Source organism: Streptomyces fulvoviolaceus (genome assembly GCF_000718165.1).
Lineage (GTDB): Bacteria > Actinomycetota > Actinomycetes > Streptomycetales > Streptomycetaceae > Streptomyces > Streptomyces fulvoviolaceus.
In genome coordinates, this window is sequence record NZ_JOEY01000032.1 from 63,454 (window position 1) to 78,489 (window position 15,036).

Below are 15,036 nucleotides of genomic sequence, written 5' to 3' on the forward strand. Positions count from 1 at the left end.
TCCAGTGTGCGCGCTGCCGACCCCCCGGGACAGAGCAGGTCCGCTCAGTTGATCACAGGAGCCGGGTGCGGGTCGGGCAGGCGCCGCCACTTCTCCTGTACGACCACCTCGCGCAGCCGCCAGCCGTCGTCCGTGCGCTGGAACACGAAGGCGTAGCGGCCTCCGCAGACGAAGTCGGGGGCGCCGGAGCCGCCGTCCGCCAGGCGCATCGGGTTGATGTAGTCGGCCTGTACATGTGCCGTGTCCACGGGGTCCTGCTCCAGGACCCCGAACCGCACCCGGCGGTTGACGATCAGATGCTGTCGCATCGAGAACACCCGCATGCTCTCCGCGAGCCACGCGGCGACCTTCTTGGCATCCCCCTCGATACCGCCGGCCGAGCGGTAGTCCGCCCGCCCGTCGGGAGTGAACAGCCCCTGGTACGCGTCCCAGTCGCCGTCGTCCACGGCCACCGCGTAATCGGTGACCAACCCGTCGACAGCCAGCCGGTCCATCACGGTCGCAAGCTCCACACGCTGCGTCATCGGCTCAGTGTTGGGCATGGGGCGGGTTCCGCCAAGGGGGGCGCGGCGATATTCGGTGGCCGGGGCCGGGCCACGGGGCCGAGGCTGTTCCCGTGAACGAACAGTCCGTCAACCCGATTGCACAAGAACCCGAGTTCCGTGTCCGAGCCCGTCACACGGAGTCCACGGTCACCGTCTATCAGGCGTACCGGCCCGAGATCGGCCGGGCGGCCGCGCGCGACGGACGCTTTCCGGCCTCGTGGAGCCGGGAGCGGATGACGTGGATCAAGCCGAGCTTCCTGTGGATGATGTACCGCTGCGGTTGGGGCACGAAAGAGGGACAGGAGACCGTCCTGGCCGTCGAGATCACCCGCGACGGCTTCGAATGGGCGCTGCGCCACGCGTGTCTGTCGAGCTACGTCCGCGGGGTGCACCCCGACCGCGCGAGCTGGCAGCGGCAGTTGAAGCGTGCGCCGGCACGCGTCCAGTGGGACCCCGAACGGGATCTGCGCCTGCAGCCCCTGCCGTACCGGTCGCTGCAACTCGGCCTCTCCGGGGAGGCCGTACGACGCTATGCGGACGAGTGGACGGTCGCCATCCGTGACGTGACCCCGCTGGCCCACGAGATACACGCACGCGTGAGCGGCGGCGACATCGAGGCCGCGGTCCGACTGCTTCCGCAGGAGCGTCCGTACCCTGCCACCGACGAACTGCCGGCCCACCTGCGTGGCACGGTTCCGGCCCAGTGAGGTGACCCTCGCTACGGGTCGGGGCACCGGTCGTCGGACCCCTCGGTGGGGCGGCCGGAGGCGCCCGTCACGGTCACCGTGACCGAGTCCAGGTCGCGGCGGGTGAGCAGGTACGCGCGGGCGGCGGTGCAGATCACCTGGTCCGTCGCGAGGGAGGACAACTCCGCTGTGTACCAGGGCAGTTCGACCGACACGCTGCCGTCCCGCGTCGTCACCGCCACAGCCTCCGTCGGGGTGTCGGTGGCGTCCTGCGCCGTATCGGTCGGTGAGAGGAGGGCCGGCTGCCGGGCCAGTCGGGTGGTGAGGTGCTTGCGCCTCTCCTGCGGGGTCGGGCCGTCGAGCAGTACCGCGACGGCCGTCGTGACGTCACCGGCCTCGGGGACCTTGCGGGACACCGCGACCAGGGTGCCGTTCCTGAGGTAGTAGACCAGGGCCGTGGGCGCGATCCCGCTCGCGGGTCCACCCGCCTCCACCACGCCGGTCGCGGGAATGTCGCAGGAGGAGAGCGCGAGTACGGCCGGGACGACCAGCAGCGCGGCACGGTGTACGGGTCTCATGAGGGGTTCTCCCGCGGCGACTCGTCCCGCCGTAGCGGGAGTTCTACGGTGAAGACGGCGCCGCCCGTGGGACGGTTGGCCGCCCGGACGGTGCCGCCGTGCATCCGGACGTTCTCCTCGGCGAGCGCGAGGCCCAGCCCGCTGCCCTCGGTACGGGTCCGCGCACGGTCGGACTTGTAGAAGCGCTCGAAGACATGAGGCAGCACGTCCTCTGGGATGCCGGGGCCACTGTCCGTCACCTCGATGACCGCCGAAACAGCCGCCGAGACGCCCGCCGACAGCCTGACGCGCACCGGCCGGGCGCCGTGCCGCAGCGCGTTGCCGACCAGGTTGGCCACGACCACGTCCAGCCGGCGCGGGTCGACGCGCCCGCGGAGCTCGTCGGGCCCCGGCAGCACGGTCTCCACCGTGTCCGACCAGCCGCGGGACGCGAGCGTGCGCCGGATCGACTCGGCGAGGTCGATCTCGTCCAGGTGCAGGACCGCCGCCCCCGCGTCGAAGCGGGAGATCTCCATCAGGTCCTCCACCAGACGGGCCAGTTTCACGGTCTCCTCGCTGATCAGCCGTACCGCGGTGGCCGTGTCCGGATCGAGGCGGGCGGCCTCCTCGTCGAGCACGTCGGTGACCGCCGACATCGCGGCCAGCGGAGTGCGCAGCTCATGGGAGACGTCCGCCGCGAAGCGCCGGGCCCGCGCCTCCATGGCGCGCAGCTCGGCGACGGACTGCTCCAGGGCCGCCGCGGTCTCGTTGAACGTGTGGGAGAGATCGGCGAGTTCGTCGGAGCCGTTGACGTCGAGCCGGGTGTCGAGGTGCCCCTCGGCGATGCTGCGGGTCGCGCGACGCAGCGCGCGGACCGGCCGCAGCACCCCGCGAGCGGCGAACAGGGCGAGCAGCACGGCGATGCCCAGGGCCGGTACGGTCGCCCGCTCGACGGCGGTGACCAGCGCGTCGACGGACGCCTGCTCGCTGATCTGGGGAACGGTGAGGAAGACCTGGATCCCGGAGGGGGTGGGAAGGCGCGCGGGGGAGGCGAAGGTGACCGTCATGCCGACGACCAGGGAGGTGCGTCCACCGCTGCGCACCCGCTGGAACACGGTGGCCAGACGGGAACCGACGGCCTCGCGTACGGCGGGCGTCAGCTCGTCGAAGGGGTCGTCCGGGACCGAGGTCTCACTGAACCCCCGGTACGTGGCCAGGACGCGCCACGTCCCCGACGGTTCCGCGCGTGCCACATCGGCCGCGAACTGCCGCAGCACCTCCTGGCTCGGGGGGTAGGCGAGTTCTGGGGCGAGCCGGCCGACCTGGGCGCGCAGTTGCCCGATCACGGTGTCCTGGCTCTGCTGGAGCACGCCGTTGCGGGCCTCCCGGAAGGCCAGGGCGCCCGTCGTGGTGGTGGCCAGCGCGGCGACGAGCCCGAACGCCACCACGAGCCGCACCCGCAGGCCACGCAGCGGAATCCGCCGCCCGAACCTCGTAGCCGGTCTCCTCGGGGCCCCCGCCCGCGCGGAGCGTCTCACCGGGACGCGAACCGGTAGCCGAAGCCGCGCACGGTCTGGATGAAGCGCGGTTCGCGCGGCGGCTCGCCCATCTTGGCCCGCAACCGTTTCACGCAGGCGTCCACCAGGCGGGCGTCGCCGTGGTAGCTGTGCTCCCAGACCGCCTCCAGCAGCTGCTGCCGGCTGAACACCTGCCCCGGCGAGGCGGAGAGCGTCAGCAGGAGCCGGAGTTCGGACGGGGCGAGGACGACCGGGGCACCCCCGACGGTCACGGTCAGTCCGGCCCGGTCGATGGCCAGGTCCCCGTGCGAGTCGATCCTCGGCAGTCCGCCGTCGCCCGGAGCTCCGCCCACCCGGCGCAGTACGGCGCGGATACGGGCGTCCAGCACCCTGGCCTGCACCGGCTTGACGACGTAGTCGTCGGCGCCCGCCTCCAGACCGACGACGATGTCCACGTCGTCGCCCCGCGCGGTCGCCATGATGATCGGCAGGGTCTCGTCGACGGAGCGGATGCCGTGGCACACGTCCAGGCCGGTCATGCCCGGCAGCATCAGATCGAGCACCACGACGTCGGGCCGGAAGGACCGCAGCTGTGCCATGCCGTCCTCTCCGGTCGGGGCGGCGGCGACGTCATGGCCCTGGCGGCGCAGCGCCAGGGCGACCCCTTCCCGGACGGCGCGGTCGTCTTCGATCAGCAGAACTCGTGGCATGGGGTCAGTATCAGGACCGCTCGGCCCGGTCCTGGGCTCTGTTACCAGATGATCACACAGCTCGTGGCGAGCGTTCGTTACCTCTTCGTTATCGTCTGAACCAGATGCGATCACATGGCGGCAACAGCCTGACCGACCATGACCGCGCACAGAGCAACCCCTTCCGACTCCCGCCGTCGACGGCGCGGCCCCGCGCACGCCCACGAGCGGCGGCGCGGGACGGGACCCCTGGGGGTGGGTCTGGCAGCGCTGGCCGTCCTCGGAGCCGCCGGGTTCGCGGCCGTGGGGTGGGCGCCACCGGCCAAGAAGGAGTTGCCGGCCGAGGCCGGCTCCACTCGGCAGGCCAAGCCCACCCCCACCGCGTCCCGGACCGTGCGGAGCCCCAACTCCCCGACCGGCTCGTCCAGTACGTCCCCCAGCCCTTCCCGGAGCAGCATCACCATCCCCGCGACCGGGCCGGGCACGTTCGTCACGGCCTCCGGGGGGAGCGGCAGGGTCGGCAAGGGGACGGCGCTGCGCTACCGGGTCGAGGTCGAGACGGGGCTCGCGCTCTCCGCCGCGGACGTGGCCGAGCAGGTGGAGCGGATTCTGGCCGACCCGCGGGGCTGGACGGCGGACGGCACCTCCGGGTTCCAGCGGGTCTCGGGAGGGACCACCGACTTCGTCGTCCGGGTGGCGACACCCGGGACCGTGGACAAGATCTGCGGGCAGCACGGGCTCGACACCGGGGGCGAGTACAACTGCAGCGTCGCCCAGAACGTCATGGTCAACCTCAAGCGCTGGGAGCTGGCGACAACGGTCTACGCCAAGGACGTCCCGTCCTACCGGGCACTGATCATCAACCACGAGGTCGGCCACTTCCTCGGCCACGGCCACGTCGGCTGTCCCGGCGCCGGAAAGCCCGCCCCGGCGATGATGCAGCAGATCAAGGGCATGCACGGCTGTGTCCCCAACGTCTGGCCCTACGACGCCGAGGGGCGGCTCATCACCGGACCCACCGTGCCGTGAGCCGCGGTCGAGAGCTTGCCGAGCTTGTTCAGCTGTGCCGCGATGACGGCCTCCGGTACGACGGCCGGGTCCGTGCCCCTTGGTCCTCGGGGGCGGTTGAACTCGTAGAACATGGCGACCGTCGTCCCTTGCCGGACGGCCACCACCGCGAAGGGAACCCGGATGGGCTCCTCGTCCTCGCTGTCCGCCACGAGCTGGGTGAGTCGCAGGGACACGGACTCGTCGCCGTGGTCGGGCTCCGGCTGGAGTGCGACCTCGTCGTAACGGAAGTCCACCCCGATGTCCTTGAAGGTCTTGCACCGCTCGGCGGCCGTGCGGAACGCGTCGATCACCCGTGCGGCGTCCCCGGCGCTGTGCGACGACAGGATCATGGATGCTCCGGAGCCGTGCTTCTTCGAGGAGATCATCCGGCCGACGCGCGCGGTGGCTGTGAAGCCGCTGCTTCCTCCCAGTGCCTGGACGACGGGTGCGCATTCGGCAGGATCCGCGGTCCTGCGTGAAGCCGAGGGGGCGGCCAGGATCCGCTCGACTTCATAGCCGTCGAGATCCGCGTCCGTGATGACCGCGCGCTCCAGATCCGCCTCGCTCAACGGTTCGTCCTGTACGCCGGCCTTCTCGGAGCCCTGCTCGGATCCGCAGGCGGCGAGCACCGAGAAGGTCATGAGCATGGCAATAGCAAGGCCGGTCCGTGATGGGCGAACCACTGTCTTCCCCACTCGCTTGATCGTTTGAGCGCGCGCAAGTCCCCGCCGGCTCAGAAGCATTGAGCAGCAGGGTAGATCTTTCGCTTGCGGGGTGGGATGAGTTTTGCGGTCGTGGAACTAGAGTGATCGATGATCGATCATTTGTCGGCAGGGCTTGGGGGTAGTCATGACACGTCCCGTCACCGTCGTCACCGGAGGCAGCCGGGGGATCGGCGCCGCGACCTGTCTGCGTCTCGCGGCGGACGGCCATGACGTGGCCGTGGGCTACGTGCGGAACGCCGAAGCCGCCGAAGAGGTGGCGGAGGGGGTGCGAAAGGCCGGCGGGCGTTGTGTCGCCGTGCGGGTGGACACATCGGTCGAGGCGGACGTGGAGCGGCTCTTCGGCACGGCGGAGCAGCGACTCGGGGCGGTGACGGGCCTGGTCAACAATGCGGGTGTGACAGGGCCGTTGGGGCGGCTGGCCGATGCGGACACGGCGGATCTGCGCCGGGTCGTCGACGTCAACCTCCTGGGCACACTGCTGTGTTCACGCCGGGCGGCACAGCTCATGGCCCCTCGGGGGAGCGGTGTGATCGTGAACGTGTCATCGGCTGCCGCCACTCTCGGCAGCCCTGGGGACTACGTCCACTACGCGGCGACCAAGGCGGCGGTCGACGCCCTGACGCTGGGGCTGGCCAAGGAACTCGGCCCGGACGGCATCCGTGTCAACGCGGTCGCGCCGGGCATGATCGACACCGAGATGCATGCCGCGATGGGCGATCCGGATCGTGCGCGGCGGGCGGCCGCGACGATTCCGCTGCGGCGGCCGGGCGCGGCCGAGGAGATCGCCGCGGCGATCGCGTGGTTGATGTCGCAGGACGCGTCGTACACGACGGGGGCGGTGTTGCGGGTGTCGGGCGGGCGGTGACGAGCGGGAGCCGAGGGTGCTGCGCGGCGGTTACGGTCGCCGGCCGTCTCAGGCTGCCTGGATGATGTCGGCGCGGATCGCGGCCGCCCACTCGACCACCAACAGCTCGTACTCCGCGCGCTCCTGGGGCGACAGCGTGCCGCCCGCGCGCAGCCAGAGCGCCCGGATCTGCTCGTTCACCTCGGCAGCAGACCGCACGGAACCAGTGGCCACGGAATTGGGGGACATGCGTACAAGCCTAGGGGCAAGCACTGACAGTCCGCTACCAGATGGCTACAGATCCCGTATGCGATGGGTCACGGATTTTGCGGCCTGCTCCCTGAAGTGACCGCCTGCGACGCTCGGTTGATCCCGGCGGTGACGTCGCGTCAGCCCGCCGACTCCGCAGCGTGCGGGCTGAGCACGCCGAACGTGACCAGGGCGATGATCACGATGCCGAGGGCGATGCGGTAGTACACGAACGGCATGAAGCTCTTGGTGGAAATAAACTTCATGAACCAGGCGATCACGGCGTATCCGACCACGAAGGCGATCACTGTCGCGAAGATCGTCGGTCCCCAGGAGACGTGGTTGGACTCCATCGCGTCCTTGAGTTCGAACAGGCCGGAGGCGAGTACCGCGGGGATGGCGAGGAGGAAGGAGTAGCGGGCCGCGGCCTCGCGCTGGTAGCCCATGAAGAGGCCGCCGCTGATGGTGGCGCCGGAGCGGGAGACGCCCGGGATGAGGGCGCAGGCCTGGCAGAGGCCGTAGATCAGGCCGTCCTTGACGCTCAGGTCCTCAAGTGACTTGCGCTGCTTGGCCGCGCGGTGTCGGCCGCCGCTCTCGTCGCGGGCCGCCAGCCGGTCGGCGATGCCGATGACGATGCCGACGACGATGAGCATGGTCGCGGTGATCCGCAGATCGCGGAACGGCCCCTCGATCTGGTCCTTGAGCGTGACGCCGAGCACGCCGATCGGGATCGAGCCGATGATGACCAGCCAGCCCATCTGCGCGTCGTGGTCGCTGCGCATCTCCTTGTTCGCCAGCGAACGCGTCCAGGCCGAGATGATCCGCCCGATGTCCTTGCGGAAATAGATCAGTACGGCGGCCTCGGTGCCGATCTGGGTGATCGCCGTGAAGGCCGCTCCCGGGTCCTCCCAGCCGGCGAAGGCCGCGGTCAGCCGCAGATGCGCGCTGGAGGAGACGGGGAGGAACTCGGTCAGCCCCTGGACGAGTCCGAGGATGAGGGATTCAAACCAAGACATGAAGGTAGGGAGTCCAAGCGCTGATCGTGTGAAGGGCGTCGGGCGCACGCGAGGTCACCGGGTGTGGTGATCGGGGTGCCGAGGGCAGCGTAGCGTCCCGCGGTGACAGGCCCGGCACAGGGGCGTGAGCGCGGAGTTCTGGAACGGCTACGCCGCCGTCGGCCCTGTCACCGTCCAGCCGGGGGCCTGCGGATGGGCCGTCAAGTCCCCGTGGGACACCGTGCCGCCGCAGGTCGAGCAGGTGACGACGGGGACCAGTTCGTTGCCGCAGCTGTGCTCGACCACCATGGGCCGCTCGTCGTCCTGGCGCAGGTGTCGGTCGCCCCACGCCATGAGGGTCAGCAGGACCGGCTCCAGTTCGAGCCCCGCCAGCGTGGGTCGGTACTCGAAGCGCTGCGGCCGCTCGCTGTAGACCCGCTTCGTCAGGATCCCGGCGTCGACGAGGCGGCGCAGCCGGGTGGCGAGGATGTCGCGCGGGGCGCCGATGTTGCGCACGAGTTGGTCGAAGCGGCCGTTGCCCAGGCACGCCTCCCGCAGGACGAGCAGGGAGTACTTCTCGCCGACGAGCGCCAGGGCGTCGGCGATCGAGCAGGGGCGCGGGTCCTTGGTGGCGGCCATGCGGACCAGTCTAGGGGAGGGTTTGTTTTTCCAACCCGCAGGACTATGGTGAGTTTGGATTTCCTACTTACCAGTAGTCCGGTGGTTCCGAGACATGTCCGAAAACATGGAGGACCGCACCATGCGTGACGCAGTCATCGTCGAAGCCGTACGCACCCCGATAGGCAAGGGCAAGCCGAACGGAGCCCTCGCGCACGTCCACCCCGTGGAACTCCTCGCTCACACCCTGCGCACCCTTGTCGAGCGCTCCGGCGTCGACCCGGCGCTGATCGACGACGTCATCGGCGGCACCGTCGACCAGGTCGGCGAACAGGCCATGAACACCACCCGCTACGCCGTCCTGTCGGCCGGCTTCCCGGAGACCGTCCCGGCGACCACCGTGGACCGTCAGTGCGGCTCCTCCCAGCAGGCCGTGCACTTCGCGGCGCAGGGCGTCATCGCGGGCGCGTACGACATCGTCGTCGCCTGCGGGGTCGAGTCGATGAGCCGGGTGCCGATGTGGTCGAACGTGCCGGCCGGCACCGACCCCTTCGGCCCCGGAGTCGCCGAGCGCTACAAGGAGGGCCTCGTCCCGCAGGGCGTCAGTGCCGAGCTCATCGCCGCCAAGTGGTCGATCACCCGCGAGCAGATGGACGCCTTCGCGGTGTCCTCGCACCGCAGGGCGGCCGCGGCCTGGGACGCCGGCCTGTTCGACGCCGAGGTCGCGCCCCTGGAGGGCGTCACACGCGACGAGTGCGTACGGCCGGGCAGCACCCCCGAGATCCTCGGCGGCCTCAAGCCCGCCTACTACGACCCGAACTTCGCCGAGCGCTTCCCGCAGATCGAGTGGAACGTCACCGCGGGCAACGCCAGCCCGATCAACGACGGCGCGTCGGCCGTGCTCATCATGTCCGGCGAGACCGCGACCCGCCTCGGCCTGCGCCCCCTCGCCCGACTGCACAGCTTCGCCGTCACCGGTTCCGACCCCTTCCTCATGCTCACCGGCGTGATCCCGGCGACGGAGAAGGTCCTGCGCCGGGCCCACCTCAGCCTCGACGACATCGACCTGTTCGAGATCAACGAAGCGTTCTCCAGCGTGGTGCTCTCCTGGCAGCAGGAGACGGGTGCGGACCTGTCCAAGGTCAACGTGCACGGCGGTGCGATCGCGCTGGGGCATCCGCTGGGAGCGAGCGGGACGAGGCTGACGACGACACTCGTACACGCGATGCGGGAAAGGGGTGCTCGCTATGCCCTGCAGACGATGTGCGAGGCGGGCGGCCTGGCCAACGCGATGGTCTTGGAGAGCGTCTAGGTAATCGCCCTTCAGGGGCGCGGGGCTGTGTCGATTTGCGGCTCCGCCGCGTGGGCGCGACCAGCCACAACGAACCCGCAGACGCCACACGGCAGGACCTGGCACCCTCAGCCGCGCAAATGATGCCGCTTGCGCCATGCCACCACCGCACCCACCAGCGCCGGCAGCGCAATGCAGGCCATCGCGATGAGGAAGGCGGGCGAGGTCGGCGTAGAGGCCCGCGCGCCCGCGACGACGTACGCCGCGGTGTTCGGTATCGACCCGAGCGCCGTCGCCACCAGGAACGGGAGACAGCGCATGCGGGAGACGGCGGCGCAGTAGTTCGCGGCCCAGAACGGCACCCCGGGAAAGAGCCGCGCGGCCAGCATCGAGCGGAAGCCGTGCCGGCTGAGCTGCCCGTCCGCCGCCTTCAGCCAGCGTCCGCGCAGCAGCGGGCGCAGGGCGTCCTGGCCGAGGACGCGGCCGAGGCCGAAGGCGATTCCGGCGCCGAGCACCGTGCCCGCGATCGCCGCACCGGTACCGACCTGGGAGCCGAAGAGAGCGCCGGCCGCGAGGTTCAGCAGGGGCCGCGGTACGAACGCCACGGTGCACAGCCCGTACGCCACTGCGAACACCAGCGCCGCCGCGGTTCCGCCGAGCTGCGGCGGCCAGCCGTCCGCCAGCAGGCGCTGCGGCTCGAAGAGCAGTACGGCGGACGCGGCGCCCACGAGCAGCGCGACTAGGAGGGACAGCCGCGACCACGGCGAGAGCAGCACTCTCGTGCAGCGTGCGGCGAGGCCCACCGGGGTGGGTGCGGGGACGGCGAGCTCCGTGGCGATGGCCCGGGGAGAGGCCGTGGCGGTGCCCCCAGAGCGGGTGGTGGCATCGAGCATTCGGTGACACTAACCGACCTGTGTGTCTGATCGCTGTATGGAGCCTGTCCGTTGTCCCTGTCGGCGCCGTGGAAAACCATTCGACGTGGGACAACGCGTCGGCAATGATCTGCGTCATGTTCCGGTACGCCTTCCTTCTCGCAGCATCCGCAGCAGCGGATGCCCCGAAGGCTGCCGTTCCCGTTCTCCTGGCCGCTGTCGACGGCGCCCGAAGCTGACCCTCTCCGGATAGTCCGGCGGACCCCGCAAGGGGAGGGTCGGCGAGTCCTCGGGGTCCCCATCTCCTACCAAGAGGCTTCGAGGTACAGCCATGCCCAAAACGGCTTACGTGCGCACCAAGCCGCACCTGAACATCGGCACGATGGGTCACGTCGACCACGGCAAGACCACCCTGACCGCCGCCATCACCAAGGTCCTCGCCGACCGCGGCGCCGGCACGTTCGTGCCGTTCGACCGCATCGACCGGGCCCCTGAGGAGGCCGCGCGCGGGATCACCATCAACATCGCGCACGTCGAGTACGAGACCGACACCCGGCACTACGCCCACGTGGACATGCCGGGCCACGCCGACTACGTCAAGAACATGGTCACCGGGGCCGCGCAGCTCGACGGGGCGATCCTCGTCGTCTCCGCGCTCGACGGGATCATGCCGCAGACCGCCGAGCACGTGCTGCTCGCCCGGCAGGTGGGCGTCGACCACATCGTCGTCGCCCTCAACAAGGCCGACGCGGGCGACGAGGAGCTGTCCGACCTCGTCGAGCTGGAGGTCCGCGATCTGCTCAGTGCGCACGGTTACGGCGGCGACGCCGTACCCGTCGTCCGGGTATCGGGGCTGAAGGCCCTGGAGGGCGACCCGAGGTGGACGGCCTCGGTCGAGGCGCTGCTCGACGCGGTGGACACGTATGTGCCCATGCCCGAGCGGTATCTCGACGCGCCCTTCCTGATGCCGGTCGAGAACGTGCTCACGATCACCGGGCGGGGGACCGTCGTCACCGGTGCGGTGGAGAGGGGCACGATTCGCGTGGGCGACCGTGTCGAAGTGCTCGGCGCCGCCGTGGAGACGGTGGTCACCGGGCTGGAGACCTTCGGCAAGCCGATGGACGAGGCGCAGGCCGGGGACAACGTGGCGCTGCTGCTGCGGGGAGTTCCACGGGACGCCGTGCGGCGCGGGCATGTGGTTGCCGCGCCCGGCAGCGTGGTGCCTAGCCGCCGTTTCTCAGCGGAGGTGTATGTGCTGTCGGCGCGCGAAGGGGGTCGTACGACACCGGTGTCGACCGGGTACCGGCCGCAGTTCTACATCCGGACCGCGGATGTGGTCGGGGACGTGGACCTGGGGGAGATCGCCGTCGCCCGGCCCGGAGAGAGGGTCACCATGACCGTCGAGCTGGGGCGGGAGGTGCCGTTGGAGCCCGGGCTCGGGTTCGCCATCCGTGAGGGTGGGCGGACAGTTGGTGCGGGGACGGTGACGGCTGTCGGCTGACGGCTGAGCCGGGATGGACCGTAGGGGCTGAGGGGCGTGGGCGACTGCAGGCCGGCCATGGCTGGTCGCGCAGTTCCCCGCGCCCCTCATCGGCACTGCGGCACCCCTCGCCGAAGGCCACCGCACAATAGATGCGTGAACGAAGCCATCCCCGTCACCCGTGACGTCGACCACGGCACCGCCAAGCTCATGCCCGACGTCGATCGCGCGCGGGCCTGGCTGCTCACCGTCGACGGGGCTCCTCAGTCGTACGTCGATCTGGACGAGCCGACGTATCTGGAGTTCGAGTACGCGCGGCGGTTCGGGCATGTCCTGGACGCCGTCGCCGAGCCGGGGCGGCCGCTGGACGTGCTTCATCTCGGCGGCGGTGCGCTCACGCTGCCCCGGTATCTGGCCGCGACCCGGCCCGGGTCCCGGCAGGACGTCGTCGAGGCCGACCGTGCCCTGCTGGGGCTGGTGGTCGAGCACCTGCCGCTGCCGGAGGGCGCGGGGACGGCGCTGCACACCGCGGACGCCCGGGCCTGGCTGGAAACCGCCCCCGCGGACTCCGCCGACGTCCTCGTCGCCGACGTCTTCGGCGGTTCCCGGGTCCCGGCGCATCTGACGTCCGTCGAGTACGCCCGTGAGGCCGGCCGGGTCCTTCGGGACGGTGGTGTCTACCTGGCGAACCTCGCCGACGCGGCGCCCTTCGCGTTCCTGCGCTCCCAACTCGCCAACTTCGCCGCGGTGTTCGAGGAGCTCGCGCTGATCGCCGAGCCGGGCGTGCTGCGCGGGCGCCGGTTCGGGAACGCGGTGCTCGTCGCCGCGCACCACCCGCTCGACACGGCCGCCCTGGCCCGGCGCACCGCCTCCGACGCCTTCCCGGCGCGGGTCGAACACGGGCCCGCCCTGCGGGAGTTCATCGGCGGCGCGCGGCCCGTCCGGGACGCGGACGCCGTGCCGTCACCCGAGCCCCCCGACGGGGCTTTCGGTATCGGCTGAGCCGTTTCCGGCGCCCTGCTCGCCCTGGGCCACGTGCTTGGTGTTCCGCCGCAGGTTGCGTACGTCGGGCACGGTCAGGACGCCCGCCGTGACGACCACGACCAGCGCCGCACAGCCCCACAGCGCCCCTGCCCGTCCGAACGCCGACTCCACCGGGCCGGCGAGCGCCGTGGCCAGCGGGACCAGCGCCACCGAGCCGAACCAGTCGTACGCCGAGACCCGGGAGAGCTTGTCCTCGGGGATCTCCTGGTGCAGCGCGGTCATCCAGGAGACGCCGAACACCTCCACGGTCGCGCCGGCCACGAACATCGCCGCGCACAGCCAGCCCACCGACACCGGCACGGCGAGGGCGGCCGACGGCAGGGCGAACGGGAAGACGCAGAGGGTGCCGACGAACAGCAGACGGCGTGGCTTCCAGCGGGTCATGAGCAGGGCGCCGGCGACCGTGCCCGCCCCGAAGAAGCCCAGGGCCAGGCCCCAGGGGGCCGCCCCGCCCAGGTGGTCCCGGGCGACGAGTGGGCCGTAGACCGCGTCGGCGGCGGCGACGACCGCGTTGGCGATCGAGAACTGGACGACGATGCCCCACAGCCACGGCCGCCCGGCGACCTCCCGCCAGCCCTCCCGGAGATCGGAGAGCATGCCGCCGCCGGGCTCGCGCACCGGAATGTGGCTCACGTCGAGGAAGGACCGCAGTGAACCGGCGACCGCGAACGCCACCGCGTCCGCCGCCAGGACCCAGCCCGGCCCGATCGCGGCGACCATCGCACCGCCGAGCGCCGCACCGCCCAGGGCCGCGCCCTGCATCGCCATCCGGAACACCGCGAAGGCACGGCCGGCCTGCTCGCCCTTCACCGAGGACAGCAGCATGCCCTCGGCCGCCGGGCTGAAGAACGCCTGGCCGGTGCCGCCCAGCGCGGTCAGCAGCATCATCTGCCACAGCTGCGGGTGTCCGGCCAGGACGAGGATGCCGAACGCGCCCTGGGACACGCAGTTGAGGGCGTTCGCCGCGACCATCACGTGATGCCGGGGCAGCCGGTCCGCGACCGCACCGCCGATCAGCAGGAAGACCACCAGCGGCAGCGTGCGCGCGGCGGCCACCAGCCCGACGTCCCCGCCGTCGCCGCCCGCCTCGAGCACCGCGAACGCGGCGGCGATCAGCGCGCCGTGGCTGCCGAGGTTCGTGACGAACGCCGCGGCGGTCAGCAGGCTGTAGTTGCGGTCCGCCCAGGCAGGTCGGCGGGAGCGGCGGGGTGGGTCGGCGGCTGGGTTCACCGGGCGACTATGGCCGCCGTGGGGCCGACTTGCCAAACGTTCTGGCGACGTACACGAGAACGACGCCTGGGTCGGGGTCGGGCCGTGGGGATACGGCGGTCGTCGCACCGGCCTGGCCAGCGGATGCTACTCGCAGGTAACATCGTGGCCATGAGCGCAGACCAGATGTCCATCGGCGAGATGCTCGCCGCCACCGTCCCCATGGCCCGGACCCTGAACCTCCAGTTCCTGGAGACCAGCCCGGACAAGGCCGTGGTCGCCCTGCCGGACCAGGGCGAGTTCCACAACCACGTGGGCGGACCGCACGCCGGCGCGATGTTCACGCTCGCCGAGTCCGCCAGCGGCGCGATCGTCCTGGCCGCGTTCGGGGACCAGCTCTCGCGCGCCGTGCCGCTCGCCGTCAGCGCCGAGATCGCGTACAGGAAGCTCGCGATGGGCGCCGTCACCGCCACCGCGACCCTGGGCCGCCCGGCCGCCGAGGTCGTCGCGCAGCTCGACGCGGGGGAGCGCCCCGAGTTCCCGGTGACGATCGAGATCCGCCGCGCCGACGGTGCCGTGACCGGCGAGATGACCGTCGTGTGGACGCTGCGTCCCAACGGCTGAGCACGTCCTCGTACCCGCGGGCCCCGGTCGGTCGTAGCCGG

17 protein-coding genes are annotated in these 15,036 nt (G+C 71.2%); 7 read left to right on the forward strand and 10 right to left on the reverse strand.

Annotation, left to right across the window (positions count from 1 at the left end; translation table 11 throughout):
* Positions 1-44 precede the first annotated feature (44 nt).
* Positions 45-524, reverse strand: a complete 480-nt coding sequence (locus IG08_RS0131585) for a nuclear transport factor 2 family protein (RefSeq protein WP_030610185.1) — start codon at positions 522-524, stop codon at positions 45-47.
* Between the two features lie 92 nt (positions 525-616).
* Between IG08_RS0131585 and IG08_RS0131590 the strand changes: the two genes are divergently transcribed.
* On the forward strand, positions 617-1,252 hold the full coding sequence (locus tag IG08_RS0131590) for a DUF4291 domain-containing protein (RefSeq protein WP_030610189.1): 636 nt from the start codon (positions 617-619) through the stop codon (positions 1,250-1,252).
* Positions 1,253-1,263: 11 nt separating this feature from the next.
* Here IG08_RS0131590 and IG08_RS0131595 read toward each other — a convergent pair whose 3' ends face one another.
* The 3 genes from IG08_RS0131595 to IG08_RS0131605 all read right to left on the reverse strand — a co-directional run bounded on the left by IG08_RS0131595 (position 1,264) and on the right by IG08_RS0131605 (position 4,015).
* Positions 1,264-1,809 carry a hypothetical protein gene (locus IG08_RS0131595; RefSeq protein ID WP_030610191.1) on the reverse strand — a complete coding sequence of 182 codons (546 nt, stop codon included), beginning with the start codon at positions 1,807-1,809 and terminating at the stop codon, positions 1,264-1,266.
* Positions 1,806-3,236, reverse strand: a complete 1,431-nt coding sequence (locus tag IG08_RS0131600; RefSeq protein WP_234343017.1) for a sensor histidine kinase — start codon at positions 3,234-3,236, stop codon at positions 1,806-1,808. Before IG08_RS0131600 ends, IG08_RS0131595 begins: the two co-directional genes overlap by 4 nt.
* An 86-nt stretch (positions 3,237-3,322) precedes the next feature.
* Entirely contained in the window at positions 3,323-4,015 is a 693-nt protein-coding gene (locus tag IG08_RS0131605) for a response regulator transcription factor (protein ID WP_030610198.1), read from the reverse strand.
* A gap of 138 nt (positions 4,016-4,153) precedes the next feature.
* On the opposite strand from IG08_RS0131605, the gene IG08_RS0131610 reads away from it, so the two are divergent.
* Positions 4,154-5,023, forward strand: coding sequence for a DUF3152 domain-containing protein (locus IG08_RS0131610; RefSeq protein WP_106981061.1), 870 nt, complete (start codon positions 4,154-4,156; stop codon positions 5,021-5,023).
* Here IG08_RS0131610 and IG08_RS0131615 read toward each other — a convergent pair.
* Positions 4,978-5,685: a hypothetical protein gene (locus tag IG08_RS0131615; protein WP_158812301.1), complete on the reverse strand. Its 708-nt coding sequence runs from the start codon at positions 5,683-5,685 to the stop codon at positions 4,978-4,980. The genes IG08_RS0131610 and IG08_RS0131615 overlap by 46 nt on opposite strands.
* A gap of 208 nt (positions 5,686-5,893) precedes the next feature.
* Here IG08_RS0131615 and IG08_RS0131620 point away from each other — a divergent pair, with 208 nt between their 5' ends.
* Complete coding sequence (locus IG08_RS0131620) at positions 5,894-6,634, forward strand: SDR family oxidoreductase (RefSeq protein WP_030610208.1); 741 nt, start codon at positions 5,894-5,896, stop codon at positions 6,632-6,634.
* A gap of 48 nt (positions 6,635-6,682) precedes the next feature.
* On the opposite strand, the gene IG08_RS0131625 is transcribed toward IG08_RS0131620, so the two are convergent.
* The 3 genes from IG08_RS0131625 to IG08_RS0131635 form a co-directional block, all read right to left on the reverse strand.
* Positions 6,683-6,862, reverse strand: coding sequence for a hypothetical protein (locus IG08_RS0131625; RefSeq protein WP_030610211.1), 180 nt, complete (start codon positions 6,860-6,862; stop codon positions 6,683-6,685).
* 140 nt (positions 6,863-7,002) lie between these two features.
* Positions 7,003-7,878, reverse strand: a complete 876-nt coding sequence (locus IG08_RS0131630; RefSeq protein WP_030610214.1) for an undecaprenyl-diphosphate phosphatase — start codon at positions 7,876-7,878, stop codon at positions 7,003-7,005.
* A gap of 147 nt (positions 7,879-8,025) precedes the next feature.
* Complete coding sequence (locus IG08_RS0131635; RefSeq protein ID WP_030610217.1) at positions 8,026-8,496, reverse strand: winged helix-turn-helix transcriptional regulator; 471 nt, start codon at positions 8,494-8,496, stop codon at positions 8,026-8,028.
* 121 nt (positions 8,497-8,617) lie between these two features.
* Here IG08_RS0131635 and IG08_RS0131640 point away from each other — a divergent pair, with 121 nt between their 5' ends.
* On the forward strand, positions 8,618-9,787 hold the full coding sequence (locus tag IG08_RS0131640) for a thiolase family protein (RefSeq protein ID WP_030610220.1): 1,170 nt from the start codon (positions 8,618-8,620) through the stop codon (positions 9,785-9,787).
* A gap of 107 nt (positions 9,788-9,894) precedes the next feature.
* On the opposite strand, the gene IG08_RS0131645 is transcribed toward IG08_RS0131640, so the two are convergent.
* Positions 9,895-10,659, reverse strand: coding sequence for a TVP38/TMEM64 family protein (locus IG08_RS0131645; RefSeq protein ID WP_030610224.1), 765 nt, complete (start codon positions 10,657-10,659; stop codon positions 9,895-9,897).
* A 310-nt stretch (positions 10,660-10,969) separates the two neighbouring features.
* On the opposite strand from IG08_RS0131645, the gene tuf reads away from it, so the two are divergent.
* Positions 10,970-12,139 (forward strand): elongation factor Tu, encoded by a 1,170-nt coding sequence (gene tuf / locus IG08_RS0131650; protein WP_030610227.1) that lies wholly within the window; start codon positions 10,970-10,972, stop codon positions 12,137-12,139.
* Between the two features lie 135 nt (positions 12,140-12,274).
* On the forward strand, positions 12,275-13,120 hold the full coding sequence (locus IG08_RS0131655) for a spermidine synthase (RefSeq protein WP_030610230.1): 846 nt from the start codon (positions 12,275-12,277) through the stop codon (positions 13,118-13,120).
* Here the strand turns inward: IG08_RS0131655 and IG08_RS0131660 are convergent.
* Positions 13,082-14,392: an MFS transporter gene (locus IG08_RS0131660; protein ID WP_030610233.1), complete on the reverse strand. Its 1,311-nt coding sequence runs from the start codon at positions 14,390-14,392 to the stop codon at positions 13,082-13,084. The genes IG08_RS0131655 and IG08_RS0131660 overlap by 39 nt on opposite strands.
* A gap of 165 nt (positions 14,393-14,557) precedes the next feature.
* On the opposite strand from IG08_RS0131660, the gene IG08_RS0131665 reads away from it, so the two are divergent.
* Positions 14,558-14,995 (forward strand): DUF4442 domain-containing protein, encoded by a 438-nt coding sequence (locus IG08_RS0131665; protein WP_030610236.1) that lies wholly within the window; start codon positions 14,558-14,560, stop codon positions 14,993-14,995.
* The last annotated feature ends 41 nt before the right edge of the window (positions 14,996-15,036 follow it).

Excerpts from the sequence above, each read along its gene's own strand:
- IG08_RS0131585 (WP_030610185.1), bottom strand. The coding sequence starts at position 524 with ATGACGCAGCGTGTGGAGCTTGCGACCGTGATGGACCGGCTGGCTGTC.
- IG08_RS0131595 (WP_030610191.1), bottom strand. The coding sequence starts at position 1,809 with ATGAGACCCGTACACCGTGCCGCGCTGCTGGTCGTCCCGGCCGTACTC.
- IG08_RS0131605 (WP_030610198.1), bottom strand. The coding sequence starts at position 4,015 with ATGCCACGAGTTCTGCTGATCGAAGACGACCGCGCCGTCCGGGAAGGG.
- IG08_RS0131610 (WP_106981061.1), top strand. The coding sequence starts at position 4,154 with ATGACCGCGCACAGAGCAACCCCTTCCGACTCCCGCCGTCGACGGCGC.
- IG08_RS0131615 (WP_158812301.1), bottom strand. The coding sequence starts at position 5,685 with ATGACCTTCTCGGTGCTCGCCGCCTGCGGATCCGAGCAGGGCTCCGAG.
- IG08_RS0131620 (WP_030610208.1), top strand. The coding sequence starts at position 5,894 with ATGACACGTCCCGTCACCGTCGTCACCGGAGGCAGCCGGGGGATCGGC.
- IG08_RS0131625 (WP_030610211.1), bottom strand. The coding sequence starts at position 6,862 with ATGTCCCCCAATTCCGTGGCCACTGGTTCCGTGCGGTCTGCTGCCGAG.
- IG08_RS0131630 (WP_030610214.1), bottom strand. The coding sequence starts at position 7,878 with ATGTCTTGGTTTGAATCCCTCATCCTCGGACTCGTCCAGGGGCTGACC.
- IG08_RS0131635 (WP_030610217.1), bottom strand. The coding sequence starts at position 8,496 with ATGGCCGCCACCAAGGACCCGCGCCCCTGCTCGATCGCCGACGCCCTG.
- IG08_RS0131640 (WP_030610220.1), top strand. The coding sequence starts at position 8,618 with ATGCGTGACGCAGTCATCGTCGAAGCCGTACGCACCCCGATAGGCAAG.
- IG08_RS0131645 (WP_030610224.1), bottom strand. The coding sequence starts at position 10,659 with ATGCTCGATGCCACCACCCGCTCTGGGGGCACCGCCACGGCCTCTCCC.
- tuf (WP_030610227.1), top strand. The coding sequence starts at position 10,970 with ATGCCCAAAACGGCTTACGTGCGCACCAAGCCGCACCTGAACATCGGC.
- IG08_RS0131665 (WP_030610236.1), top strand. The coding sequence starts at position 14,558 with ATGTCCATCGGCGAGATGCTCGCCGCCACCGTCCCCATGGCCCGGACC.